The organism is Chitinophaga sp. NPDC101104, from assembly GCF_050277495.1.
Classification (GTDB): domain Bacteria; phylum Bacteroidota; class Bacteroidia; order Chitinophagales; family Chitinophagaceae; genus Chitinophaga.
The window spans coordinates 1,634,556-1,658,500 of the sequence record NZ_JBNNSF010000001.1; the positions used below are offsets into that span (position 1 = coordinate 1,634,556).

Genomic DNA, 23,945 nt, shown 5'->3' on the forward strand with positions numbered 1-23,945 from the left:
ATGTGTTTGACTGGGGTTATGGCAGAAGGCTGCACGGAGGCAGCCTTCTGTTTTGATTGTTGTTGACGGGATTTTATTTACTGCTTTCCGACAGCGGAATGGGCAGTTGTGCGAAAATATTGTCTGTCGCACGGTCGATCGGTAACTGGTTGAGCCGGTTATACCGCCGCATATCTATCCAGCGGTGGCCTTCGCCCCAGAGGGAGAAGCGGCGCTGTTTCAGGATTTCGTTGATCAGCTTGTCTTTCGTATCAAGATCGGCGCGGGCGGTGATCCCGTGACGGGTGCGGATGCTGTTAACGGCATCTGCGGCAGCCGGCAGGGCATTGGTTTGCGCGCTGGCTTCTGCGAACAGGAGCACCAGCTCTTCGTTCCGGATAATGGAAATGGGATCCGTCTGCGTTTGATAAAGCCGCATTTCGTAGCGGCCCTTGATACCGCCGATGTCGAACTCGGCGCCACGGTCGCGGGCTTTACCGATGCGGTCGTCGTTCGCTTCCATGTCGGTAATGTAGGAGGGATGCGCCATCTGGATCTCGTCTTCGTTGTCGGGCGCCAGGAACAAGGGGTTCACCTGATCGCCGGTAGCGAGGGAGAAGATATGTTTCGGGCCAGCGTTGAGGTTGGCGCCGGGCGCGAGCGACAGAAAGCTGTTTTGCAGGTAGGTCAGCGCATTGGCCCATTGTTCGCGGTATACGGCTACGCGGGCGGCGATGGCGCGGTTGAACTTCCGGAAGTTGGCGGGGTCGTCGAAACCGGCGAACCCTTCAGACAAAGTGAACCGGAATTCCGCGTCGGCCAGCATGCCGTCGGCTTCGTTGAGCATCGTGGCGATGGCTTCCATGGCTGTTGCGCGGTTTACGATCGGGCCCGGTTTGTAAGGATCGGCCACGTCCAGCCGGATGCCGTTATCATGCGTGCCGTTCAGGATCAGCAGCATCTGGTACGCCATGATCGTTTTGGCGAACGCCATATATCCTTTCTTCACTTTATCGTTCGGCACGTACACCGATTTGTCTACGCCCTGCAGCAGGAGGTTGCAGTTTTTCACGACATTGTAACGCGTATCCCAGGGGATGGAAGTATAAAATCCGCCAGCTGCCGGCACGAGATCGTCTTCACCGAGCAAAACGTCCATCCAGCGCGGATCGGCGCCGGAAAAACGGTAGTACTCGCGGCCAAACACGTTCGCCACGTCGGTATAGGTTTCCATGCGGTTGCGCATGCCGCTTTCCGCACCGGTGACAAGACTGTTCAGCTGGCTCAGCGTGGGATTTTTAACGATATCCTCCATAGAAGGAGCATTGGGATTGAGGATCGGTTCGTTCTTACAGGAAGTGAACATCCCGAAACCTGCCATCAGTGCGATGGCACTTGCTATTTTCAGTTTCATTTTTTCTGCTTCTTTAATGGATTAAAAATTCACGGACAGGTGGAACTGCAGGCGTTTCGTAGCTGCATATGGCGCTACGTCGACGCCCGTTCCGAAGGTGGCGCCGAAGTTGGACACTTCGGGATCATACCCCCTGTATTTCGTCCAGGTGAAATAGTTGTTCGCGGAAACGCCTACGGTCAGGTTGCTGATCTTGCGCGGGTTCACCGGTATCTGGTAGAACAGCGCCACTTCGCGGATACGCAGGTAAGAAGCGTCTTGCGTGTAAAGCCCGAAGTCGCGGCGGCGGGCAACGCCCAGGCGAACGCCCTTGTCGTTCATTTCGTCCCAGTCTTTGGAAAGACGGCCCACGTCGCGGAGGTATTCCGTCAGATTCACGTTGGAGCCGCCTTTCTTCCAATGCAGCATGGCGCGGAAAGTGAAGTGCTTGAGGAAATTCACGTCGTTAAACCAGCTCAGCTGGAATTTCGGCTCGATGTCGCCCAGCACTTCCAGCCCGGATTCCCTTTCTATCACGAGCTGCGTGGCCGATTTGCCTTCTTCGATCCAGATGGTGCCGAGGCCTGCGCCGAAGCTGTCGCCCTGGTCGAACGCCGGAACGTTGAGCTTCGTGATGCGGGAACGGTTCAGCCAGTAGTTGACGGTGGAGTTCCAGCGGATGTTGCGGTTGTTGACGGGCGTGGCGCGGAGGCTCAGTTCCATCCCGCGGTTGCGCAGCTGTCCGCCGTTCACCCAACGGGCGTTGAATCCGGAAGAGCCGTGCCAGTCGGCCGCTACGAGCAGGTCTTTGATGACTTTATTGTAAGCGGTGGCTTCGAAGTTGAGCTTGCCGTTCAGCAGGCTGATGTCGAACCCGCCTTCCAGTTCTGTCTGGCGTTCGGATTTGATGTTCGGGTCGCCGAGCGTGAGGCTCACCAGCGATCCGGGATTGCCGCCGATCACGGAGGCGTTCATATTGGTAAAGCGGCTGTTGAACGTGGGGAAGCCGCTGCTCTCGCCGTAAGCGATACGGAATTTCAGGTCGTTCACGATCGCCCCGTCCCACTGGCCCATTTTGGCGATGTTCCAGGAGGCGTTGGCTTTGGGGTAGATGTTGTATTTCCTGTAGTCGCCGTTGTTGGTAGACTTGTCGAAACGCACGCCGGCGGTGAGGTTAAGGAATTCCTTATATGCCAGTTCTTCCTGGAAGAAAAGCCCGTCGTTCCGGTATGAACTGCGGAGCTGCTGCGCCCTGATGGCCGCGGCCTGACCCTGGCTGGTTTCGTTGCCGATGAGTTTGGAAGCGATGTTCAGCAGCTGGTCGTACTCGCCGGCTTCGTGGGTGATGCCGCCGGTGGTGGTGAGCGACAGGTTCCCCTGGCCAGGCGTGAACGTATTGACGAGGAACCCGGCCCAGCTTGTGTTCATTTCATAAGTATTGCCGCGGATATTGCGGCCGCCGGTTTCTGCTTCGAAGTGCAGCAGGGCGGGGAAGAGGGCGACGGATTTCGTGTGGTAGAAATCGAGGCCCGCGCGGCCCATGAGGCGGGTGGTGGAAGTGGCGTTCTGTTGCAGGATGGCTTCCACGTTGGCGCCGGTCAGCACGCGGTTCACTTTTTCGCTGTTCTCGGAATGCGCGATCGTTTGGAGGATGTTCGCCCCATTGCGCGGGTTCGGATATACGCCGTTCGCGTCCGGATGCAGATCGATCCAGGGGCGGGTGGCCGTGATGCCGTAACCTACGGTGTTGCCGGTATTTTCGTTGCCGAAGAGGCCGCGGTCGGCGTTGGTGTTCATGTACGCGCTCGTGAAGCCCGCCTTGATGCGGTCGGAAACCTTGTGGTTGAGGTTCAGGCGGACGTTGGCGTTGCTGTACCCGGTATTCCGTACGATGCCTTCTTCCTTCTTCAGGCCGGCAGAGAGGTGGAAGGTGGTTTTGTCGCTCCCGCCGTTCATGCTGAAGGTGCTGTTGCGGATAAAGCCCTTCTCCCCGAACACTTCTTTTTCATAATCGTAAAACTTGCCGGCGGCCATGGCGGTGCGCACGGTGTTGACGTTCCATCCCCTGGCCGTGATTTCCTGATCGGTCAGTTCCATTTTGGTGCCCAGCAGCTTGCGGGCGGTCACCACGCCGAGGTCTTGCCCCACATGGAAGGAGGTTTTGCCGGAACGGCCTTTTTTGGTGGTGATGATCACCACGCCGGCCGATGCCTGCGAACCGTAAATGGCGGAAGCGGAAGCTCCCTTGAGGATTTCCACGTTCTCGATGTCGTTCGGGTTGATGTCGGCGATACGCGAAGCCGCGTTGTCTTGCGCGGAAGTGGCGTTGGTGGGGCCGCTGGCCTGCGTGATCACGTTAAGACCGGTAGACGAGGCACGGTTGGACACGATCACCCCGTCTATCACGAACAGCGGCTGAATGGTACCGTAGATAGACGATACCCCGCGCAGTTTGATGGAAAGGCCGCCGCCCGGAGCGCCGGAGTTGGCGGTAATGTTCGCACCGGTGATCTTGCCGCTCAGCGCCGCGTCGAAAGTTTGTGCAGGCGCGGCGCCCGACAGTTCCTTCGCGGAAATGGTAGCCACCGAGTTCGCCGCGTTCCTTCTTTTTACCGTGGTGGCCAGGCCGGTCACGATGATCTCGTCCAGCTTGGCGATGTCGTCTTCCAGTACCACCTGCAACGGTTCGGCAGGATTGGCGGCAACGGTAACTGATTTGTAACCCGTAAAATTGATGGTGAGCCTGGTGCCCGCGGCCACGTCCAGCTCGAACCGGCCTTCGGCATTGGTAACCGCGCCCTGGCGGCCTTTCTGCGCTACCACGCTGGCGCCCGGCAACGGATTTCCGGCCACATCCGTGACCCTCCCCTTAACGGTTTGATTTTGTGCTTGCATGACAAGCGGAAGTAACAGGCATAAGAGTGATAGGATGCCTTTGAGCGTTTTTCTCATTTGCGTTTTTTTTGATTGAAGCGATGAATCATTTACCAGTGTATGGCTTATGTGATTGCATGATTAGGGCGCATGGTCCTTTCGTATTGGCTGATATTTATTCCTTCAGGGTCAGATAAGTTGTAAATGTAACCTCCGCCCCGCCTACGGGAATTTGTGGCGGATGCGAGTTGCGGGATGAAATGACTGAAATGGCGGATTTGATGGCTGAAAAGGGCGGATAGGGAAACGAGGGGTGGGGGATTTGACGTTTCGTCCGTCGAATGGAGGGGCTTGTCGTTAATTAAATATCGTTAAGGCGGTTTTTCGCCGGAAACGAAAAAGCCCCGGCAATGGTGCCGGGGCTGTAATTCAATATGTTAGCCTTTACGGATCAGTACTCTCCGTTCAGCGCGAAGTTCGGTTTGCGGTTGATCCATTTGCCACGCGTAAAGTCGGGGATGTATTGAACGCTCCCTCCCTCCAGTACGCTCTGCTCGCTCAGCGGGGTGATCGCATACCAGGTAGCCAGGTCGTACACGTCCATCTGGTAATCCGTTCCGCGCTTGATCGATTCGATGAAGGAATTGATGACGAACCAGTCCATACCGCCATGCCCCGCGCCGGAAGCGTCGTTGCCATAGCGCTTCCACAGCGGATGGTCGTATTTGCCCATATAGCTCTCCGGATCTTTCTCGCTGCCGGCTTTTTCCCAGCTGTGCGGCTTGCTCGTTCCTTCGATGTGGATGCTGTCGAAATCGTCCATCCACAGCCCGTTCGTTCCCTGTACCCGGAAGTTCAGCGAATAGGGGCGGGGGAGGTTGGTGTCGTGGGACAGCATGATGGTTTCGCCGTTATTGGTTTTGATGAGCGTGCTCACGATATCGCCCAGCTTGAATTCCACTTTGGCGTTCGGGTGGTTGGGCCCGCCCTGCGGATGGTCTAAGATGTATTTGTGGAGCCCGCGCGATTTGGTGGCTACGCTCGTGAGCGACAGCAGCCTGTTGCCGCGGTTGATGTTGATCATGTTGCTCACCGGCCCCAGCCCGTGCGTGGGGTACAGGTCGCCGTTGCGGTGCACGCTGTGGTTGGTGCGCCATTTCGCTTCCGACAGGCCTTTCTCCCCGAATTCAACGCCGCCGCCGTAATACTGCTTGCCGTCGTTGAACTTCACGGCGCGGAGATCGTGCTGGTAACCGCCCTGGAGGTGCAACAGTTCGCCGAAAAGGCCCTGGCGTACCATGTTCAGCACGGCCAGCACATCGCGGCGGTAATTCACGTTTTCCATGCCGAACACCGGGATGCCGGTAGATTCGGAAGTGTTCACCAATTCCCAGCACTCCTGGATGTCTGCCGCGCCGCAAACTTCCACGGCCGGCGTAACGCCCGCGCGCATGGCGGCTACGGCCTGGATGGTATGCCATTCCCAGGGCGTGGCGATGATCACGGCGTCGATGTCGCCGCGCTTGAGGAGGTTTTTATAGTCGTGCGGCCCATTCGTGTACTCCGCCACCTTGCGCTTGGCGCCGTACGCAGCCTGGATTTCCTTGCGGACCAGCGGCATGGCGAAATCGTTGTCGGGGTCGGCAACGGCAACCACGTCTACGTCGCTGCGCTTGAGGCACAGCTTCAGGTGCTCGATCCCGCGGGCGCCCACGCCGATCACGCCCAGTCTTACTTTTTCTTTCTTGATCCCGGCGAAAATACGTGCCGGCGTATTCATCAAACCCAGGCCCACTCCTGCGGCCACGGTGTTGCGGAGAAATTTTCTGCGATGCAATGGCTTGTTCATATCAGCTCGATTGTTATAAATAAAGAGTAACGGGATACAATGTAGCGTTTTCAGACAAAACACTTTCCACCGGACCCGAAAATTGTGACATTCGTGTGATGGACGGCAAATCCGGAGGGCCGTTCCCATAGTATTTTCTCATTCTTTTTCATGATATTGACAATGTTCGCGAAATGCGCGCCGGATACTTATTTTGAGGGATATCACGTCTACAAGCACGAATTATGAAAAAAACGATACTTCTCGCACTCCTGCTGGCCGGGAGCAAAGCGTGGGCGCAGCCGGAAATCAAACCGGTAGGGGCTTTGCCTTCGGCTGCACAGGTGAAATGGCAGCAGCTCGAATATTACATGTTCATCCATTTCGGCCCGAACACCTTTACGGACAAGGAATGGGGACATGGGGACGAAGACCCCAAAGTCTTCAACCCCACCGAGCTGGACGCGCGCCAGTGGGCCCGCACGGCGAAGCTGGCGGGAATGAAAGGCATCATCATCACGGCCAAGCACCACGACGGGTTCTGCCTCTGGCCCAGCGAATTCAGCAAGCACACCGTGCGCGAAAGCGCCTGGAAAAACGGGAAGGGCGACGTGCTGGCGGAACTTTCCGCCGCCTGCCGCGAATACGGCCTGCTTTTCGGGGTGTACCTTTCGCCGTGGGACCGCAACCATCCGGCCTACGGGACCCCGGAATATAACCAGGTGTTCGCCAACCAGCTGAAGGAAGTGCATACTAAATATGGGGACGTGTTCGAACAGTGGTTCGACGGCGCCAACGGCGAAGGTCCCAACGGCAAGAAACAGGTGTACGACTGGAACCTGTTCGAATCCACCGTTACCAACATCCACCCCAACGTGATCTTCTTCAGCGACGCCGGCCCCGGTTGCCGCTGGATCGGGAACGAAAACGGATATGCAGGCGTTACCAACTGGAGCACGCTCAACCGTGCCGATTTCAAGCCCGGCATGGGCGGCATCACCGAAACGCTGAACAAAGGGCAGGAAGACGGCACGCACTGGGTGCCCGGCGAAGCCGACGTGTCTATCCGCCCGGGATGGTTCTACAGCGCCGCTACCGACGGCCAGGTGAAAACACTGCCCCATCTGCTCGACATTTACTATGGCTCCGTTGGCCGCAATGCCAACCTGCTGCTCAACATCCCGGTAGACCGCCGCGGCCGCATCCATGCCAACGACTCTACCCGCCTGATGGAGCTGCGCCGCGCGCTGGACGCCGATTTCAGGGAGAACCTGGCCCGCAAGGCCCGCATTTCCGCCACCAATACCCGCCAGGGCAATACCATGATCAGCGCGGTATACCTGGCAGACGGGAACTACAATACCTATTGGGCCGCAGCCGATGGCAAAACCACCGGGGATATCACCCTCAGCTACGCCAATCCCGTGACGTTCAACCGCGTTTCCGTGCAGGAATTCATCCCCCTGGGCCAGCGCGTACGGTCGTTTTCCGTGAGCGTGCTGCAGGGGAAGGAGTGGAAAGAGATCGCGCGGGAAACGACGGTCGGCTACAAGCGCATCCTGCGCCTGCCGCTGACGACCGCCAAATCCATCCGCATTTCCATCCTCGACGCCAAGGCGAGCCCGGTGATCAGCGAAGTAGCGCTGTTCCGCGCGCCCGAACTGATCGCCGATCCGGAAGTGAGCCGCGATAAAAACGGGATGGTGAGCATCAAAACGCAATCCCCCGACCCCGTGGTCCATTACACGCTCGATGGTTCAGAACCCACCACGGCATCGCCCCGATACGAACAGCCGTTTTCCATGCCGGGAGCCGGCACCGTGTCTGCCAGAGCGTTCGTGAACAATGGCAAGGAGGGGAGCACGGTGATCGACGCCATTTTCGGGATCGCGCCTGCCGGATTTAAGGCCGTAACGCCCGGCGCCGATGCGGCGATCGATGCGTCCCGCCGTGCCTGGACCACCAAGGAAAACGCTTACCCGGCAGAGCTGGTGATAGACCTGGGCAGGGAACAGCAGGTGAAGGCCTTTTCCTACACGCCCAATACCCACGGCGGGATCGTGTACAAATATGCGCTGTATGTGAGCAAAGACGGAAAGGAGTGGGGGAAACCCGCGGCGGAGGGCACTTTTGCCAACGTTTTGAATAATCCGATTCCTCAATACATAAAACTTTCATCTCCAGTCACTTGCAAGTATATCAAGTTCGTGGCCCTGGAGTCGGCAGACCCGAAGGATACGCGTGTGTCCGTGTCGGAACTGGAAGTATATTAATCCGGCCGGGCCGGACGATCGGAATGGAAGGGAAACTTAGGCTGGGCCTGGGTTTCCCTTCTTTCGTCCATGTCAAAAAAAAATCGGTTGCATATGTAAATAAGTTATAACTTTGCAGATACTTTAAAACTAAAGACACTTTTTTATCACAATTTAACGTCGAACTGAAGTTGGAATATACCGCGACCCATACCAACGTACTCGCTTTTCATCCGTCTCTCGAAGAGGGTGTTTATGCTATTGGGTTTCCTGTCTTTAGATATCTTTCCCGACGACCTCGTATTTGATAGCGGCCATACTCCGGTCGTATAACCCAACCATGGCACCCGTCATGGGCCCATCCCGGCAATGGGAACCTCCAATCAATTTATTGCATCACAATTTTCAATTGTAAAAAGTTGGAAAACAAGGATATCATCGTTCGGGCAGCTACTGCCGACGATAAGCATTATGCTCAAACCATCACAGACGAGATGGAGGCTTCTGCTAAAGCGCGTGGGACCGGCATTGCCAAGCGTTCCCCGGAATACGTGCAGCTGAAAATGGACGAAGGAAAGGCCGTTATCGCGCTCACCGCATCGGGAGAATGGGTCGGGTTTTGCTACATCGAGGCCTGGGGGCACGAGAAGTTCGTCGCCAACTCCGGCCTGATCGTAAACCCCGCGTTCCGCGGGCATGGCGTGGCCAAAGCCATCAAGGAGAAGATCTTCGAACTGTCGAGAAAGAAATACCCCGACGCCAAGATCTTCGGTCTTACCACCGGCCTGGCCGTGATGAAGATCAACTCCGACCTGGGATACGAGCCCGTTACCTATTCCGAGCTTACTGACGACGAGGAGTTCTGGAAAGGCTGCCGCAGCTGCGTGAACTACGAAGTGCTCATGTCCAAAAACCGGAAAAACTGCCTGTGCACCGCCATGCTGTACGACCCGGTGGAGAAGGCGAAGGAGATCGAAGAGCGCGCTGCCAAACTGCTGGCCGCCCAGCAGGCCCAGCCGGCCGTTAAAGCAGCGGCCGTAGCGGTGGAGCCGCCATCCCGGAAACGGAAATTTAAAGGAAACTTTTCCCTGTTCGAGCGGTGGATGCGGTATAAAAAATACATCTTGCTGAAGGCCGCCCGGAAATCGGGCAGCGGTGGCGCGGGAGCTTCCCGGAAAAGGTTCTTCCTTTTCAGCTGGCTCTGATCCGATTGGAAACTATTTACGAATTACCAAATACAAGCAAAAAATTACCATGAGAAAAGTTGTACTGGGTTTCAGCGGAGGATTGGATACATCGTACTGCGTGAAATACCTGACCGAAGAAAAGGGTTATGAAGTACATTCCGTGATCGTGAATACGGGCGGTTTTACTGCGGAAGAACTGCAGGAGATCGAGAAACGCGCCTACAGTCTGGGTGTGAAAAGTCACAAGGCCGTAGATGCGGTCCGCTCTTATTACGATAAAGTGATCCGCTACCTCGTATTTGGTAACGTTCTCAAAAACAACACCTACCCCCTCAGCGTGAGCGCAGAGCGGATGAGCCAGGCCCTCGCCATCGCGGAATACGTGAAGGAAGTAGGCGCAGACGCCGTGGCACATGGTTCCACCGGCGCGGGCAACGACCAGGTGCGGTTCGATATGATCTTCCACATTATGATCCCCGGCGTGGAAATCATCACCCCCATCCGCGACCTGAAGCTCTCCCGCGAAGAAGAAATTTCCTATCTCCAGTCCAAAGGCGTGGAAATGAACTTCACCAAAGCGATGTACTCCATCAACAAAGGTATCTGGGGCACTTCCGTGGGCGGTAAGGAAACGCTGACTTCCAACGGCATGCTGCCGGAAGAAGCCTGGCCCACACAACTCACTAAAAACGATCCCGAGCAGGTACAGCTGACTTTCGAGAAAGGCGAACTGACCGGTGTTAACGATAAGCAATTCGATCACCCGACCGATGCGATCGTATACCTGCAAAGCCTGGCCGGCGGTTTCGCCATCGGCCGCGACATTCACGTGGGCGATACCATCATCGGCATCAAAGGCCGCGTAGGCTTCGAAGCCGCCGCGCCCATGGTGATCCTCAAAGCGCACCACGCCCTGGAAAAGCACGTGCTCTCGAAATGGCAGCTCACCTGGAAAGACCAGCTGGCTACTTTCTACGGCAACTGGATGCACGAAGGCCAGATCCTCGACCCCGTGATGCGCGACATCGAAGCATACCTCCAGCACAGCCAGGAAAACGTGACTGGTAAAGTGTTCGTTACACTGATGCCGTACCGTTTCCAGGTAACGGGCATCGAATCGCCGTACGACCTCATGAGCAGCAAATTCGGCAAGTACGGAGAAATGAACAGCGGATGGAGCGGCGAAGACGTGAGAGGCTTCAGCAAGATTTTCGGTAACCAGACCATGATCTGGAACCAGGTTAACGAATCCAACAAAAAATAAAGGCATGAAAACGAGAAAGGCAGGCATTATCGGCGGGGCGGGATACACTGGCGGCGAAGCCATCCGGCTGCTGCTCAACCACCCCGATGTGGAACTGGCATTCGTTCATTCCCGCTCCAACGCGGGCAATCCGCTCCATGCCGTTCACGGCGACCTCCTCGGCGAAACAGACCTGCTGTTTACCGGTGAGATCGATAATTCCGTGGACGTGATTTTCCTTTGCCTCGGCCACGGTGAATCCAAAAAGTTCCTCGAAGCCAACGATATCGCCGCTTCCGTGAAGGTGGTAGACCTCAGCCAGGATTTCAGGCTGGGAGAATCCGTGAAAGGCCGCGAATTCGTGTACGGCCTGCCCGAAGCGAACCGCGATGCCATCCGTTCCGCCTCCAACATCGCCAATCCCGGTTGCTTCGCCACGGCCATCCAGCTCGGATTGCTGCCCCTGGCGAAAGCAGGGCTCCTCACCGAAGTGCACACCACCGGCATCACCGGCTCCACCGGCGCCGGCCAGAGCCTCCAGGCCACGTCGCACTTCACCTGGAGGGCCAACAACATCTCGACGTATAAAGTATTGCAGCACCAGCACCTGAAGGAAATCCGACGAACCCTGCAGGCCATACAGCCTGCTTTCGGCGGAGGTATTCACTTCGTGCCCGTTCGCGGGGATTTCCCGCGCGGCATCTGGATCACTTCCTACCTGGACTGCAACCTATCGCTCGACGAAGCTTACGCCCTGTATGAAGCGTATTACGAAGGCCACCCCTTCACCCACGTCAGCCGCAAACAAATCGACCTCAAACAGGTTGTCAACACCAATAAAGTGCTCGTGCAGCTGGAAAAACAGGACGGCAAGCTCGTCATCCACTCCATCGAAGACAACCTGGTGAAAGGCGCCTCAGGACAAGCGGTCCAGAATATGAACCTGATGCTCGGCCTCGAAGAAACGGCCGGCCTCAAACTGAAATCCATCGTATTCTAAACACTTTGGTTGCAACATGGAACCGGGCCAAAGCAAGGTTACATCTGGCAACTAAATGAGACAAACACGAACAAAATGAAATTATTCGACGTATACCCGGTCAACGATATCACCATCACCAAAGCGGAAGGCTCGCATGTCTGGGACGACCAGGGCAATCAATACCTCGACCTCTACGGCGGCCACGCGGTGATCTCCATCGGCCACACCCACCCGCATTACGTGCAGCGGCTGACCGACCAGCTGAACAAAGTAGGTTTCTATTCCAACTCCATCCACATCCCCCTGCAACAGCAGCTGGCGGAAAAGCTGGGCAAAGTGTCCGGGAAAGAAGACTACCAGCTGTTCCTCGTGAATTCCGGTGCGGAAGCGAATGAGAACGCGCTGAAACTCGCGTCTTTCTACAATGGCAGAAAGAAGATCATCGCTTTCAAAAAGGCTTTCCACGGGCGGACCTCACTCGCCGTAGCGGCTACCGACAATCCGAAGATCGTGGCGCCGGTGAACGAGACCGACAACGTGGTGTTCCTCCCCTGGGAAGATCTCGCCGCGCTGGAAGCTGCTTTCGACAAATATGAAGTGTCTTCCGTGATCATCGAAGGCATCCAGGGCGTGGGCGGCATCAACGTGGCGTCGGCTGCTTTCCTGCAAAAGATCCGCAGCCTGTGCGACCAGCACAATGCCGTGTTCATCGCGGATTCCGTGCAGTGCGGATATGGCCGGAGCGGTAAATTCTTCAGCCACGACCATGCCGGCGTGAATGCAGACATTTATACCATGGCCAAAGGCATGGGCAACGGTTTCCCCATCGGCGGCATCATCATCGCCCCGAAATTCAAACCTGCTTACGGCATGCTGGGCACCACTTTCGGCGGTAACCACCTGGCATGCGCGGCGGCGCTCGCGGTGCTGGAAGTGATCGAAAAGGATAACCTCATCGCCAACGCGGAAAATGTGGGCAATTACCTCATGGATGAACTGCGGAAATTCCCCGAAGTGAAGGAAGTAAGAGGCAAGGGCCTGATGATCGGGATCGAACTGCCGGAAGAACTGGCGCATGTAAGAAAAGAACTGCTCTTCAAATACAGGATCTTCACCGGCGAAGCCAAGCCGAACGTCATCCGCCTGCTGCCTTCGCTGGCGCTGACGAAAGACCAGGCCGATCAGTTCCTAACCGCATTCAAACAAGCTTTAAAACCGGTACACGCGTAATGAAACAGTTTATTTCCGTGGAGGATGTGCCCGGCGTGCCACAGATGGTGGATATCGCGCTGGATTACAAGAAAAATCCTTTCAAAGAAAAAGGCCTGGGGGAAAATAAAACCCTCGGCATGATATTTCTCAATCCCAGCCTCCGCACCCGCCTCAGTACGCAGGTAGCCGCACGGAACCTGGGCATGGAAGTAGTCGTGTTCAATATCGATAAAGAAGGTTGGGCGCTGGAAATGAACGACGGCGTTGTCATGAACGGCAACACCACCGAGCACGTGAAGGAAGCCGCCGCCGTGATGGGCCAGTATTTCGACATCCTGTCCATCCGCACCTTCCCCGGACTGAAGAACAAGGAAGAAGACTATACGGAAAAATATATCAACCAGTTCATCAAATACGCCGGCAAACCGGTGATCAGCCTGGAAAGCGCCACCCTGCACCCGCTGCAGAGCCTCACAGACGCCATCACCATCCGCGAACAGTGGAACCAGCCGCGCAAGCCGAAAGTGGTGATGACGTGGGCGCCCCACGTAAAACCGCTCCCGCAGGCCGTTCCCAACTCCTTCGCGCAGTGGATGAACGCCTGGGACGAAGTGGATTTCTCCATCGCACATCCCGAAGGTTATGAGCTCGACCCGAAATTTTCCGGCAACGCGAAAATCTATCACAACCAGCAGGAAGCGTTGGAAGGGGCCGATTTCGTGTATGTGAAGAACTGGTCGTCTTACACCGACTACGGCAAGATCCTCAACTCCGATCCCGCCTGGATGGTGACCAACGAGACGCTCAAAAATACCAGCAACGCCAAAGTCATGCACTGCCTGCCCGTACGCCGCAACGTGGTGATCGCAGACGAAGTGCTCGACGGACCGCAGTCTATCGTGATCCCCGAAGCGGGCAACCGCACCTGGGCCGCGCAGGCCGTGATCAGTGAAATCTTAAAAAACCGCTGATGGCTGCAAAAGAAAAAGTATTCGTCGTGAAAGTGGGCGGGAATGTCATCGACAATCCCGCCCTCCTCGATACGTTCCTGGCCGATTTCGCGAAAGTCCCGGGCCGGAAGGTCCTCATCCACGGCGGCGGAAAAATCGCCACCCGGATCGGTGACAAACTGGGCATCGAATCGAAATACCTCAACGGCAGAAGGATCACCGATGCCGAAACGGTAGACGTGGTGACGATGGTGTATGGCGGGCTCGTCAATAAACAGATCGTCGCCAAACTGCAGGCCAACGGTGCCAACGCCATCGGCCTCACCGGTGCGGATGCCAATATCATCCCCGCAGTGAAGCGCCCCGTGAAAGACGTCGACTACGGTTTCGTGGGAGACATCCCCGCCGGCACCGTGCAGACCGCTCCGCTGCAACTCCTGCTGGACGCAGGCCTCACGCCGGTCCTGTCTCCGCTCACGCACGACGGGAAAGGACAAATCCTCAATACCAACGCCGATACCATCGCCTCTTCGGTGGCCGTGGCCCTCGCTGCGCATTACGACGTTCGCCTGGTTTTCTGTTTCGAAAAGAAAGGCGTGCTGCGCGATGCGAACGACGATGATTCGGTGATCAACCTGATCAACCAGGACGTGTACCGCGAGCTGCTGGCCGCCGGCGCACTGTCAGACGGCATTCTTCCCAAACTGGAGAACGCCTTCGCGGCCATCGGGAACGGGGTGAAAGAAGTGCTGATCGGCCATGCGGACGATCTGCGCCGCAACACCACCGATGCCGTGGCCGGTACCTTAATATGCTGACTATATGTGGAATCAACAACGCTATGAAGGCGCCGTTCAGCTACTGAAAACGCTCATCGCCACGCCTTCCTTTTCCAAAGAGGAAGACGGCACCGCCGCTATCCTGGCGGGCTTCATGGAAGATCACGGGGTAAAGTACCATCGTCATCTCAACAATGTCTGGGCGCTCAATAAGCATTTCGATCCGGCAAAACCCACCATCCTCCTCAATTCCCATCACGACACCGTTAAGCCCAACCCGCAATATACCCGCGATCCATTTGCCCCCACCGTGGAAGACGGCAAGCTTTTCGGCCTCGGCTCCAACGACGCCGGCGGCTGTCTGGTGAGCCTCATCGCGGCGTTCCTGCATTTTTACGAAACGGAAAATCTTCCTTACAATATCGCCATCGCCGCCACGGCGGAAGAAGAAATCAGCGGCGTCAACGGCATCGAAAGCGTATTGCCCCTGCTGCCGGAAATCGACTTCGCCATCGTAGGCGAGCCCACGAAAACCGACCTTGCCATCGCCGAAAAAGGCTTGATGGTGCTGGATTGCGTGGCCCATGGCAAAGCCGGGCACGCCGCCCGCGACGAGGGAGACAATGCCGTGTATCATGCGATCGACGATATCAACTGGTTCCGCAATTACCGCTTCCCCAACGTGAGCGAAACGCTGGGGCCGGTGAAAATGAGCGTGACCGTGATCCATACTTCCAACAAGGCGCATAACGTGGTGCCGGCGGAATGTTCGTTTGTGGTGGATTGCCGCGCTACCGACCAGTACACCCTGGAAGAAATGTTGGAAACCGTCCGCGCGAACGTGAAATGCGATGTAAAGCCGCGCTCCATGCGCATGCGGCCTTCCTTCATCCCGAAAGAGCATCCGCTCGTGCAGGCGGGCATCGGCCTGGGGAAACAGCTGTACGGCTCGCCCACCACGTCTGACCAGGCGCTGATACCGGCTACTTCGGTGAAAGTGGGCCCGGGCGACAGTGCGCGCTCGCATTCGGCCGACGAATTCATTTACCTCGACGAGATCCGCCAGGGCATCGATACCTACATCCGCCTGCTGTCTGTCGTGAATGGCGTAAATTAGTGGCAATGAAACAGCTCATCCTCGAAAATAAACGTGTACTGCTGCGTCCGCTGGAAATGGAGGATACCGACAGCCTGCTGGAAGTGTCGCTAGAACCGGAGATGTGGGCGGTGGGCTCTACGGCCATCCGCGACCGCGCAGAGCTGGAACGCTACATCCAGACGGCGTTGGCCGAAAGGGAGCGCGGGGAGTCTGTCCCGTTTACGATCATCGACAAGCAAAACGGCCGGATCGCCGGCAGCACCCGCTACGCAGCGATTTCGAGCCAGCATAAGCGCGCCGAGATCGGGTACACCTGGATCCATCCCGATTTTCAGCGCACCGGCCTCAACCGCGCCATGAAATTCGCCATGCTGCAATACGCATTCGAAGTCTGGGGGCTGAACCGGATAGAGCTGAAAACGGACGAGCGCAACGAAAAATCCCGCAACGCCATGCTGGGCATCGGCTGCAAGCAGGAAGGGATTTTGCGGCATCATATGGTTACATGGACGGGCCACCTGCGCAATTCCGTGTATTTCAGCATGCTCCGCGAAGAATGGCCGGACGTCCGCCAGCGGATTTTCGGCAAATATGATTTTTAAACTGATTGACGATGAAACTTTGGCAGAAAGATAAAGCCTCCCTTGCGGCGGTAGAACAGTTCACCGTAGGCCGCGACCGCGAAATGGACGCTTACCTCGCGCCCTTCGACGTGCTCGGCTCGCTGGCGCATATCGCCATGCTGGAATCCGTAGGGCTGCTGCCCGCGGAAGACCTGGCCGTGCTGCAAAAGGAACTGAAGAATATCTACCGCGAAATCGCCGAAGGGAATTTTGTGCTGGAAGACGGCGTGGAAGACATCCACTCGCAGGTGGAGCTGCTGCTCACCCGCCGCGTGGGCGAATCCGGCAAGAAGATCCACAGTGGCCGGTCCCGCAACGACCAGGTGCTGGTAGACCTCAAGCTGTTCCTCCGCCATGAACTGGAAACGATCGTGGGCGAAACGAAGGAACTTTTCGACCTTTTGCAACAGCAGAGCGAGCAGTATAAAGGCTTCCTCGTGCCCGGGTACACCCATCTCCAGATCGCGATGCCCAGTTCGTTCGGGCTGTGGTTCGGCGCGTATGCGGAAAGCCTGGTAGACGACCTGATCATGCTGCAGGGCGCTTACCGGGTGGTGAACAAAAACCCCCTGGGCTCGGCGGCCGGCTACGGCTCGTCGTTCCCGCTAAACCGGACGATGACCACGAAGCTGCTGGGCTTCGAGGCGCTCAACCACAACGTGGTGTACGCACAGATGGGCCGCGGTAAAACGGAGAAACTGGTGGCCTTCGCGCTGGCAGGCATCGCCGCTACCGTGTCGCGCATGGCAATGGACGCTACGCTGTTCATGAACCAGAACTTCGGGTTCATCGGTTTCCCCGACGAGCTGACGACCGGTTCGTCTATCATGCCCCACAAAAAGAACCCCGACGTCTGGGAGCTCATCCGCTCGCATTGCAACAAACTGCAGGCGCTGCCCAACGAGATCGCCATGATGACGGTCAACCTGCCGTCCGGCTACCACCGCGATCTGCAGCTGCTGAAGGAAAACCTGTTCCCCGCGTTCGAAACGCTGCGCAGCTGCCTGCGGATGAGCCGCCTCATGCTGGAAAACATCCGCATCAAGGAAGATATCCTCAAAGATGAAAAATACCGTTACCTGTTCAGCGTGGAAGTCGTGAACCGCCTCGTACTGGAAGGCACGCCGTTCCGCGAAGCGTATAAACAGGTTGGGCTCGACATCGAAAGCGGCAAATTCGAACCGGATACAGACATCCGCCATACCCACGAAGGCAGCATCGGCAACTTGCAGAACGATGCCATCAAAGCCCAGATGGACGCGGTGATCGGCGGATTCCCCTTCGCCTCGGTACACGCGGCGATCGATGCGCTCGTTAAATAATCTCGAAAGTATTTCCGGAAATAGAAAAGGGACGCCTGCTGAAGACGTCCCTTTTTTCATGTGTATATCCTGATGTCAGGCGGTGGCGAAGCTGCGCATCCCTTTTTGCTGGAGAATGGCCATGGCGGCTACCCACAGCGCTACGCCGGCGATCAGTAAGATGCCGATCCCGGAGATCAGCGAAAAGAGAAAGAGAATGGCCACGGCGCTGCCGATCACCCAGATCGTATCCAGCCGGATGATCCATTTTACCGAGGCAGGAGAAGGGCGTTGCGCCACGAACAGCACGCCCGAAGCGAAAACGACGAGGAACAGCCCTACAGCCACGAAGGGCGCGGTGGCGGTTACGCCGAAAATGTTTGCGGCTACACCGGGGAAAATCGCCAGCAGCAGGCCGGTTGCGAGGGAAGAAATGCCATTGATGCGTAAGGTGGTGGTTAAAGGTATCATGGTGTTTGTGTTTTGATTTGTTTGATTTAATGATACAAAAGTAGCGCGGCCCACCCGCCCGGGAGTTATCCGCAGGCGACTATCAATTGTCATTTCACGACAACCGTCGTATCTTCCCGCCACGCCGCTCTAACTTTGGTGAAAACTTCCGCCATGCAGGACCATCAGCAACAATTACTTCGCGCATTATTGGCCTACGCTACGCAACGCGGCGCCGATCCCAAAAGGCTATGTGCCCTTTCCAACATCGATGCGCGCATATTACAACAGGGGCACCCCGTGGCGGTAACCGCCGCTCAAATCAACAGTCTCTGGAAAAACGCCGCCCATGCGGCAGCAGATCCGCTCTTCGGGTTGCACTTCGGCGAATCCATGCAACTGGCGGCCCTGGGCGTGGTGGGACAGATCATCCAGACCAGCAATTCCATAGGCGAAGCGGTGGCGCACGCAGGCGCATTGACGCCGCTGCTCACCGATATGTTCCGCATGCATACCGATCACGGTGCCCAACAGTTTTCCATGCGCTTCGTGGCCGATCCCGTCAAAGCCGCCGATCATCCCCATACTTTCAAACATTTCAGCGCGTTCATCGCCATGTTCGCGGTGCATGAGCTGGACGGCCTGCTCATGCGCCGGTTGTCGCCGGTCGCCGTGCAATTGCCTTACGATGTGGGAGAAACGGCGGAGTTCGAACGGGTGCTGCGTTGCCCGCTGAAAAAGAAGGGCGAAACGCTCACCCTTACGTTCGACAACAGCTGGCTGCACCAGGAAATCCTGTCGGCCAATTACGAACTGCAAAGCATCCTGCTGCAACAGGTCCACGCGCTGCAAGCGGGCGCCCAGCCGGCGGGGGATTTTCATGCGCGCATCTTTCAATACCTGCTTACCAATTCTTATCTCTATTCCGCGTCCCTCGAATCCGTGGCGGCAAATTTCAGCATGAGCCCGCGGAGCCTGCAACGCAAGCTCGCCGGAGAAGGTGTTACTTTCCTGCAGGTGCAGGACGAAGTCCGCAAGGCCCTGGCGCTGGACTATCTCCGTTCCGGCCATCATTCCGTCAAAGACATCGCGTATATGCTTGGCTACAACGAGTCGAGCGCCTTCCTCAAAGCCTTCAAACGGTGGACGGGCAAGACGCCCGGCGAAATGCGCATGGCATAAAAAGACGAAGCCGGCGTTGTGCGCCGGCTTCAATACTTGGTTCGGATATGGTTTTCATGAACGTTACAGACCGATTTTCACACCGGCCATAAAATTAATGCCCGCCATAGGGAAATAATTATTGATCGCTTTCATGGTGCCGCCTTCCAGGTAACCGTAGGTGTAGCCATTGGGCGCGTATTGTTTATCGGTAAGATTGTAGGCGATGAACTGGAGTCCCAGCTCGCGGAAGATCCGCTGCGGAACGGTGTAGTTGAGGCGCAGGTCGGTAACGGCGTAGCCATCGAGCCGGCGGTTTTTATCGCCTGAATTGTCGAGGTATTGCGGGCCTACGCCTTTCTCGACGAGGTCTGCCGAAAATCCTTTGAACGGCCGGAACGTCAGCGTAGCGCCGCCCACGAAAGAAGGGGAGAACGCGATTTCCGTGCTTTCGTAGGTCTGCGGTTTCTGGCCGCCGTTGTCCCAATCGTCGAGGTACTCCGTGAATGCGCTGATGCGGTTGCGGCTGAAAGCAGCGTTCGCCTGAACGGTGAACCATGCGGCGGGCGTGTATTGTCCTTCCACTTCGATCCCCAGGCGATAGCTTTCCGGGATGTTGGTGCGGGCATATGCGCCTACGTCGTTGATACGGCCGGTGGGCACGAGCTGGTTGCGGTAGTTCATGTAGTACACGTTCGCCTGAACGCCAGCGTTGGCGCCGCGCCAAACGTAGCCTGCTTCGAGGTTACGGAGGGTTTCATGCAGCGGGGCCTGTGCGCCGCCCACTTCGAAATCGTCGCGGTTCGGCTCCTTGTTGCCGATGGCGTAAGAAGCGTAAACGTGTTGGCGTTCGTTGATCGTGAAAGTGGCGCCGCCTTTGGGATTGAAGAAATCGTATTTTTTATGTTGACGGATGCCCGGGTTCTTGCGGAAACCGTCGAGCTCGTAGTTCACGTGCCTGTATTGCAGGTCGGCAAAGAGTTTCAGTTTGCTGGTCAACGCGTATTCACCTTTCCAGTAAACGTTCAGGTCGGTCTTGAGCGCGTCGAGGTCATACCAGCGGAAGTCTTTGTCGAATCCGCCTTTTTCCGCCCAGATCACTTTACCATAATGGTTTCCTTCGTACTTGTTCCAGCCGCCGCCTGCCGTCCAGGTGAACCTTTTGAGGTCGTGACGGATGGAAAAGATGCCGCCGTAGAAGTGGTTGTCGAGCCACAACTGGCGGATGAGGTCGCTTTGATGCGTGGTATCGCCATCGTGTACGGGGCCGGTGATGCCATAATCCGCGTACCAGTCGTTTTCCCGCCAGTTTTCATAGTAACCCTTGCCGCGGGTGTAATGCAGGGCGGCATTGAAATGGAGGTTGGAGCGGAAGGCGTGGTTGAACAGCAGCTGGTAATGGTCTTGCTGGTAATTATCGGTTTCGTTGTCGTAGAACCCGCCTTTATCCATTTTTCCGTTGGGGTTGTACGTCCGGCCGTATTCCTTGATCTCGGCGTCGGTGGAGCCGGTCCAGGCCTGGTAGGTTTTTTCCTTGCCGGAGAAGACGTTGAGGCGGATGGAGGATTTACCGGCGATGTAGGCGAAAGAGGTGTAGAAAGATTTGAGGTCGGAGGTGGCGCGGTCTATATACCCGTTTGAGGAGATTTTCGACAGGCGCACATCGGCGGTGAAGTGATCGTTGATCAACCCGGAGCCTGCGCTGACGGTGGTTTTCCAGCTGTCGAACGAGCCGTAGGAGGCGTTGATTTCGCCGTATGCTTTATCGCGGAATTCGTTGGTGGACAGGTTGAGCGATGCGCCGAAAGCGCCGGCGCCGTTGGTGGAGGTGCCTACGCCGCGTTGCAGCTGGATGCTGGAAACGGAGGAGGCGAAGTCGGGCATGTTGACGAAGAAAGTGCCTTGTGATTCCGCGTCGTTAATGGGGATGCCGTTAACGGTGACGTTGATGCGGGTGATGTCGGAGCCACGGACGCGCAGGCCGGTGTATCCGATGCCGGCCCCGGCGTCGGAGTTGGTGGTGACGGACGGGAGTTGGTTGAGGAGGAGGGGGAGGTCTTGTCCCAGGTTTTGTTTGGCGATGTCTTCGCGGCGGAGCTCGGACTTGGTGAAGGGCGAGTTGGTGCCGGCGCGGAGGGAGGTGATTTCCACGGGTTTCACGAACAGTCCGGTTTCGGAGAGGGTGAAATGCAGTGTGGAGGTGCCTTTACGGAGGGTGTCCCTGGCGGGGGCGTATCCGAGGAAGCTGGCCTGTACGATGGCGGGCTGTTGTTTGGGAAGGGGGAGTGAGAATCGGCCGCTGGCGTCGGTGATAGCGGAGGGGCCGTTAAGAATGGCGATGGTGGCGCCTTCCAGTGGTTGGCCGGTGCGCGCGTCGGTGGCGGTGCCGGAGAGTGTTCTTTGTGCCAGTGCGGCGGTGGTGCAGCAAAGCAGGGCAAAGAGCAGGAGATGTTTCATGATCGGTTCCTGTTTATGACGGTTTAAAGGTTCGATGACCAATAGCGGAGCTGGGCCGGTGAAGGCCGCGCCGATGTACTATCGCAATAAAAACAGGTAAGTAGGAAATGTGCCGCTTACCTTTCCTTACCAGCATTACCTGGTTAGGTTCAACGGGTTTGATCTCAGCCTGATAGTAAGGCACCCCGAGGTGAAAAGGGCCGTTTACGGGCCCGTATTCTGGGCAAAGGTAGCTATAGCGCCCGAAAAAAGCCGAAATAATTTTTCGTGTTTTGAAAATTGCCTTAACTTACGATTCGTTAACCCGATACTGCTTTCTGATAGAATAATTCCCATAGCCAACTTTTTTATTTGTTAACCTAAATCACAAACAATGATTAAGATTCAATTGATCGGTCACCTGGGTAAGAATGCTGTTTTGCATGAGGTGAACGGTAAGCAGGTGCTGAATTTCAGTGTGGCGCATAATGAGCGTTACAAGAATGCGCAGGGCGTGGCGCAGGAGCGCACGATCTGGGCCGACTGTGCGATGTGGGCGCCGAATGCGGTGGGGGCTTATCTGCTGCAGGGGACGTACGTGTATGTGGAGGGGGTGCCATTCCTGGATATGTACACGACGCAGAGTGGTTCGCCGGCATGTGCGCTGAAGGTGCGGGTCACGAACGTGCAGTTGTTGAATCACGGTCCGCGGCTGGAGGGGAAGCCCGGGGGCGAGGGTTCCCAGGAGGGCGGACTGGCGGCCCCGGTGCCGGAAGACGTGACGGAGGAGCTGCCGTTTTGATGCGTCACTAAACTGATCCATGTTATTTCGATGATAAGTACAGGCAGCCGGCTGGAACGGCCCGGCTGCCTGCATCCATACCCCTGGGCCGGTGCGCGGCTTGGGGTGGGAGAGGTGTGTGCTTTCGGGGGGGAGGGGGAATGATGGGTGATATAGCCAATTCAATGGCGGACGGTTAGAATTTAGATTAAGCGGGTCGAAAGAACAGTAAAATGTGTTGATTGATTGAGTATTAAATGGAAGATTGATTATTGAAACAGCCGATTCAAAGGTGGGTGGAAGGAATATGAGAATGAGTTGATGTAATGGATGGTTAAAAAAGCTGACTGATAGGGAAATAAAATGAAAGTATCGGGTAGGTGATATTGCGTTTTATGTGCAGTGATGAAAGTTGAAGTGTGAAGTCGAAAGGAAAGTCATTCCAGCTATATGGGATGTACCTGTTTGTTAAGAGCGAATTCGGTAAAAGGAGCCGGTAAGGAAACGAGCTTTATTCACCGAAAATTTAGACAATATGGAATGTACGAAATGCAGCAAAGGAAAAAGAGAACGGGGACAAGTCAGCGTTTATCTTGAAAGAGATGACGCCGTATTCGTAGTTCGTGGCGTTCCCGCGGATATCTGCGACGCATGTGGATATTACGACGTGTCTCCTGAAATTATGGATATACTGGAAAAGAAAGCAACGAACATTCTCCAACAGGAAGCGCATATGAAGTTAATGCATTTGCGGCCGGGATCGGCATAACTGGCTGTGATAAACTACGGTAAATCCGGTGGGTGGAACACATACATTCATATCTGAATTGGCTGTATAACATCAAACAGGAATGGTTAGGCCTGTATTTGATTACCGCGTCAACGGAGATGACAGCGGTAAGGATACATGGTTTGATAGCAATTGATATTGTTGTCGTCCGTAACAAGGAAAACAACGGATATTGTTGTAGTTCGGCATGATTTTACAAGGCGAATGTTGACAACTGCGGTCGGCCCGACTTGTGGAACACTTACATTTATTTCCGATTTGTCTGTATGACTTACAGGTGGGAATAGTTGTGCCGGTACCCATTTTCCGAGTCGATAAAGATGATCATGGTATATTTATATTGTTTCATGAATGTATCGTCATAATGGAAGTGACTGCAGTCATTCATCTTAGATGAACACAGTTGAAATTGTTTCATTTCGGCCTGGTGCTGCACGGCGAGCGCTGGCAACAGGAGTAATCTTGACTTGTGGAATGCATACATTTATTTTCGATTTGGCGGTATAATTTCCAAACAGGAATGACAGTGCCAGTAATCAATTTCCATGTTGACGGAGACGGCTGTGGCATGAATGTGTTGCTTCACATGAATGTATTGTTTCATGGAAAGGGAAATTGCCGTTAG

The 23,945-nt window shown here is 56.0% G+C and carries 18 protein-coding genes and 1 riboswitch; of the genes, 13 read left to right on the forward strand and 5 right to left on the reverse strand.

Annotation, left to right across the window (positions count from 1 at the left end; all coding sequences use genetic code 11):
* Positions 1 to 73: 73 nt before the first annotated feature.
* The 3 genes from ACQKLP_RS06705 to ACQKLP_RS06715 form a co-directional block, all read right to left on the reverse strand.
* Positions 74 to 1,393, reverse strand: coding sequence for a RagB/SusD family nutrient uptake outer membrane protein (locus ACQKLP_RS06705; RefSeq protein ID WP_427321267.1), 1,320 nt, complete (start codon positions 1,391 to 1,393; stop codon positions 74 to 76).
* Between the two features lie 21 nt (positions 1,394 to 1,414).
* Positions 1,415 to 4,267, reverse strand: a complete 2,853-nt coding sequence (locus ACQKLP_RS06710; protein ID WP_427321269.1) for a SusC/RagA family TonB-linked outer membrane protein — start codon at positions 4,265 to 4,267, stop codon at positions 1,415 to 1,417.
* A gap of 430 nt (positions 4,268 to 4,697) precedes the next feature.
* Positions 4,698 to 6,095, reverse strand: coding sequence for a Gfo/Idh/MocA family protein (locus tag ACQKLP_RS06715; protein ID WP_427321271.1), 1,398 nt, complete (start codon positions 6,093 to 6,095; stop codon positions 4,698 to 4,700).
* Between the two features lie 224 nt (positions 6,096 to 6,319).
* Here ACQKLP_RS06715 and ACQKLP_RS06720 point away from each other — a divergent pair, with 224 nt between their 5' ends.
* The 10 genes from ACQKLP_RS06720 (at position 6,320) to argH (ending at position 17,723) form a co-directional block, all read left to right on the forward strand.
* Positions 6,320 to 8,347 carry an alpha-L-fucosidase gene (locus tag ACQKLP_RS06720; protein WP_427321273.1) on the forward strand — a complete coding sequence of 676 codons (2,028 nt, stop codon included), beginning with the start codon at positions 6,320 to 6,322 and terminating at the stop codon, positions 8,345 to 8,347.
* 398 nt (positions 8,348 to 8,745) lie between these two features.
* Complete coding sequence (locus tag ACQKLP_RS06725; RefSeq protein ID WP_427321275.1) at positions 8,746 to 9,531, forward strand: GNAT family N-acetyltransferase; 786 nt, start codon at positions 8,746 to 8,748, stop codon at positions 9,529 to 9,531.
* Between the two features lie 49 nt (positions 9,532 to 9,580).
* Complete coding sequence (argG, locus tag ACQKLP_RS06730; RefSeq protein WP_427321277.1) at positions 9,581 to 10,777, forward strand: argininosuccinate synthase; 1,197 nt, start codon at positions 9,581 to 9,583, stop codon at positions 10,775 to 10,777.
* A 4-nt stretch (positions 10,778 to 10,781) separates the two neighbouring features.
* A complete protein-coding gene (gene argC, locus ACQKLP_RS06735; RefSeq protein ID WP_427321279.1) occupies positions 10,782 to 11,756 on the forward strand; it encodes an N-acetyl-gamma-glutamyl-phosphate reductase in 975 nt (324 codons plus the stop codon).
* Positions 11,757 to 11,831: 75 nt separating this feature from the next.
* Positions 11,832 to 12,968, forward strand: coding sequence for an aspartate aminotransferase family protein (locus ACQKLP_RS06740; protein ID WP_427321281.1), 1,137 nt, complete (start codon positions 11,832 to 11,834; stop codon positions 12,966 to 12,968).
* Positions 12,968 to 13,921 (forward strand): acetylornithine carbamoyltransferase, encoded by a 954-nt coding sequence (locus tag ACQKLP_RS06745; protein WP_427321283.1) that lies wholly within the window; start codon positions 12,968 to 12,970, stop codon positions 13,919 to 13,921. The genes ACQKLP_RS06740 and ACQKLP_RS06745 overlap by 1 nt, the downstream gene beginning before the upstream one ends.
* Positions 13,921 to 14,718 carry an acetylglutamate kinase gene (gene argB, locus ACQKLP_RS06750; protein WP_427321285.1) on the forward strand — a complete coding sequence of 266 codons (798 nt, stop codon included), beginning with the start codon at positions 13,921 to 13,923 and terminating at the stop codon, positions 14,716 to 14,718. The genes ACQKLP_RS06745 and argB overlap by 1 nt, the downstream gene beginning before the upstream one ends.
* A 4-nt stretch (positions 14,719 to 14,722) precedes the next feature.
* The gene (locus ACQKLP_RS06755; RefSeq protein ID WP_427321287.1) at positions 14,723 to 15,796 is read left to right on the forward strand and encodes a M20 family metallo-hydrolase; all 1,074 of its coding nucleotides are present in this window, start codon (positions 14,723 to 14,725) and stop codon (positions 15,794 to 15,796) included.
* Positions 15,797 to 15,801: 5 nt separating this feature from the next.
* Positions 15,802 to 16,380 (forward strand): GNAT family N-acetyltransferase, encoded by a 579-nt coding sequence (locus tag ACQKLP_RS06760; RefSeq protein WP_427321289.1) that lies wholly within the window; start codon positions 15,802 to 15,804, stop codon positions 16,378 to 16,380.
* Between the two features lie 11 nt (positions 16,381 to 16,391).
* Entirely contained in the window at positions 16,392 to 17,723 is a 1,332-nt protein-coding gene (gene argH, locus ACQKLP_RS06765) for an argininosuccinate lyase (RefSeq protein WP_427321291.1), read from the forward strand.
* A gap of 75 nt (positions 17,724 to 17,798) precedes the next feature.
* On the opposite strand, the gene ACQKLP_RS06770 is transcribed toward argH, so the two are convergent.
* Positions 17,799 to 18,173 (reverse strand): hypothetical protein, encoded by a 375-nt coding sequence (locus ACQKLP_RS06770; protein WP_427321293.1) that lies wholly within the window; start codon positions 18,171 to 18,173, stop codon positions 17,799 to 17,801.
* Between the two features lie 153 nt (positions 18,174 to 18,326).
* Between ACQKLP_RS06770 and ACQKLP_RS06775 the strand changes: the two genes are divergently transcribed.
* On the forward strand, positions 18,327 to 19,334 hold the full coding sequence (locus ACQKLP_RS06775; RefSeq protein WP_427321295.1) for an AraC family transcriptional regulator ligand-binding domain-containing protein: 1,008 nt from the start codon (positions 18,327 to 18,329) through the stop codon (positions 19,332 to 19,334).
* Between the two features lie 63 nt (positions 19,335 to 19,397).
* Here the strand turns inward: ACQKLP_RS06775 and ACQKLP_RS06780 are convergent, their stop codons facing one another.
* Complete coding sequence (locus ACQKLP_RS06780; RefSeq protein ID WP_427321297.1) at positions 19,398 to 21,770, reverse strand: TonB-dependent receptor; 2,373 nt, start codon at positions 21,768 to 21,770, stop codon at positions 19,398 to 19,400.
* Positions 21,771 to 21,875: 105 nt separating this feature from the next.
* A riboswitch (TPP riboswitch) is annotated at positions 21,876 to 21,968 on the reverse strand.
* 175 nt (positions 21,969 to 22,143) lie between these two features.
* On the opposite strand from ACQKLP_RS06780, the gene ACQKLP_RS06785 reads away from it, so the two are divergent.
* Both ACQKLP_RS06785 and ACQKLP_RS06790 read left to right on the forward strand, forming a co-directional pair.
* Complete coding sequence (locus tag ACQKLP_RS06785; protein WP_427321299.1) at positions 22,144 to 22,551, forward strand: single-stranded DNA-binding protein; 408 nt, start codon at positions 22,144 to 22,146, stop codon at positions 22,549 to 22,551.
* Positions 22,552 to 23,065: 514 nt separating this feature from the next.
* Positions 23,066 to 23,299 (forward strand): YgiT-type zinc finger protein, encoded by a 234-nt coding sequence (locus ACQKLP_RS06790; RefSeq protein WP_427321301.1) that lies wholly within the window; start codon positions 23,066 to 23,068, stop codon positions 23,297 to 23,299.
* Positions 23,300 to 23,945 lie beyond the last annotated feature (646 nt).

What these genes read in the sequence shown, in the direction of transcription:
- ACQKLP_RS06710 (WP_427321269.1), bottom strand. Translation starts at nt 4,267, where the DNA reads ATGCAAGCACAAAATCAAACCGTTAAGGGGAGGGTCACGGATGTGGCC.
- argH (WP_427321291.1), top strand. Translation starts at nt 16,392, where the DNA reads ATGAAACTTTGGCAGAAAGATAAAGCCTCCCTTGCGGCGGTAGAACAG.
- argG (WP_427321277.1), top strand. Translation starts at nt 9,581, where the DNA reads ATGAGAAAAGTTGTACTGGGTTTCAGCGGAGGATTGGATACATCGTAC.
- ACQKLP_RS06745 (WP_427321283.1), top strand. Translation starts at nt 12,968, where the DNA reads ATGAAACAGTTTATTTCCGTGGAGGATGTGCCCGGCGTGCCACAGATG.
- ACQKLP_RS06720 (WP_427321273.1), top strand. Translation starts at nt 6,320, where the DNA reads ATGAAAAAAACGATACTTCTCGCACTCCTGCTGGCCGGGAGCAAAGCG.
- ACQKLP_RS06780 (WP_427321297.1), bottom strand. Translation starts at nt 21,770, where the DNA reads ATGAAACATCTCCTGCTCTTTGCCCTGCTTTGCTGCACCACCGCCGCA.
- ACQKLP_RS06715 (WP_427321271.1), bottom strand. Translation starts at nt 6,095, where the DNA reads ATGAACAAGCCATTGCATCGCAGAAAATTTCTCCGCAACACCGTGGCC.
- ACQKLP_RS06770 (WP_427321293.1), bottom strand. Translation starts at nt 18,173, where the DNA reads ATGATACCTTTAACCACCACCTTACGCATCAATGGCATTTCTTCCCTC.
- ACQKLP_RS06740 (WP_427321281.1), top strand. Translation starts at nt 11,832, where the DNA reads ATGAAATTATTCGACGTATACCCGGTCAACGATATCACCATCACCAAA.
- ACQKLP_RS06760 (WP_427321289.1), top strand. Translation starts at nt 15,802, where the DNA reads ATGAAACAGCTCATCCTCGAAAATAAACGTGTACTGCTGCGTCCGCTG.
- ACQKLP_RS06755 (WP_427321287.1), top strand. Translation starts at nt 14,723, where the DNA reads ATGTGGAATCAACAACGCTATGAAGGCGCCGTTCAGCTACTGAAAACG.
- ACQKLP_RS06705 (WP_427321267.1), bottom strand. Translation starts at nt 1,393, where the DNA reads ATGAAACTGAAAATAGCAAGTGCCATCGCACTGATGGCAGGTTTCGGG.
- ACQKLP_RS06775 (WP_427321295.1), top strand. Translation starts at nt 18,327, where the DNA reads ATGCAGGACCATCAGCAACAATTACTTCGCGCATTATTGGCCTACGCT.
- ACQKLP_RS06790 (WP_427321301.1), top strand. Translation starts at nt 23,066, where the DNA reads ATGGAATGTACGAAATGCAGCAAAGGAAAAAGAGAACGGGGACAAGTC.
- ACQKLP_RS06785 (WP_427321299.1), top strand. Translation starts at nt 22,144, where the DNA reads ATGATTAAGATTCAATTGATCGGTCACCTGGGTAAGAATGCTGTTTTG.
- argB (WP_427321285.1), top strand. Translation starts at nt 13,921, where the DNA reads ATGGCTGCAAAAGAAAAAGTATTCGTCGTGAAAGTGGGCGGGAATGTC.
- argC (WP_427321279.1), top strand. Translation starts at nt 10,782, where the DNA reads ATGAAAACGAGAAAGGCAGGCATTATCGGCGGGGCGGGATACACTGGC.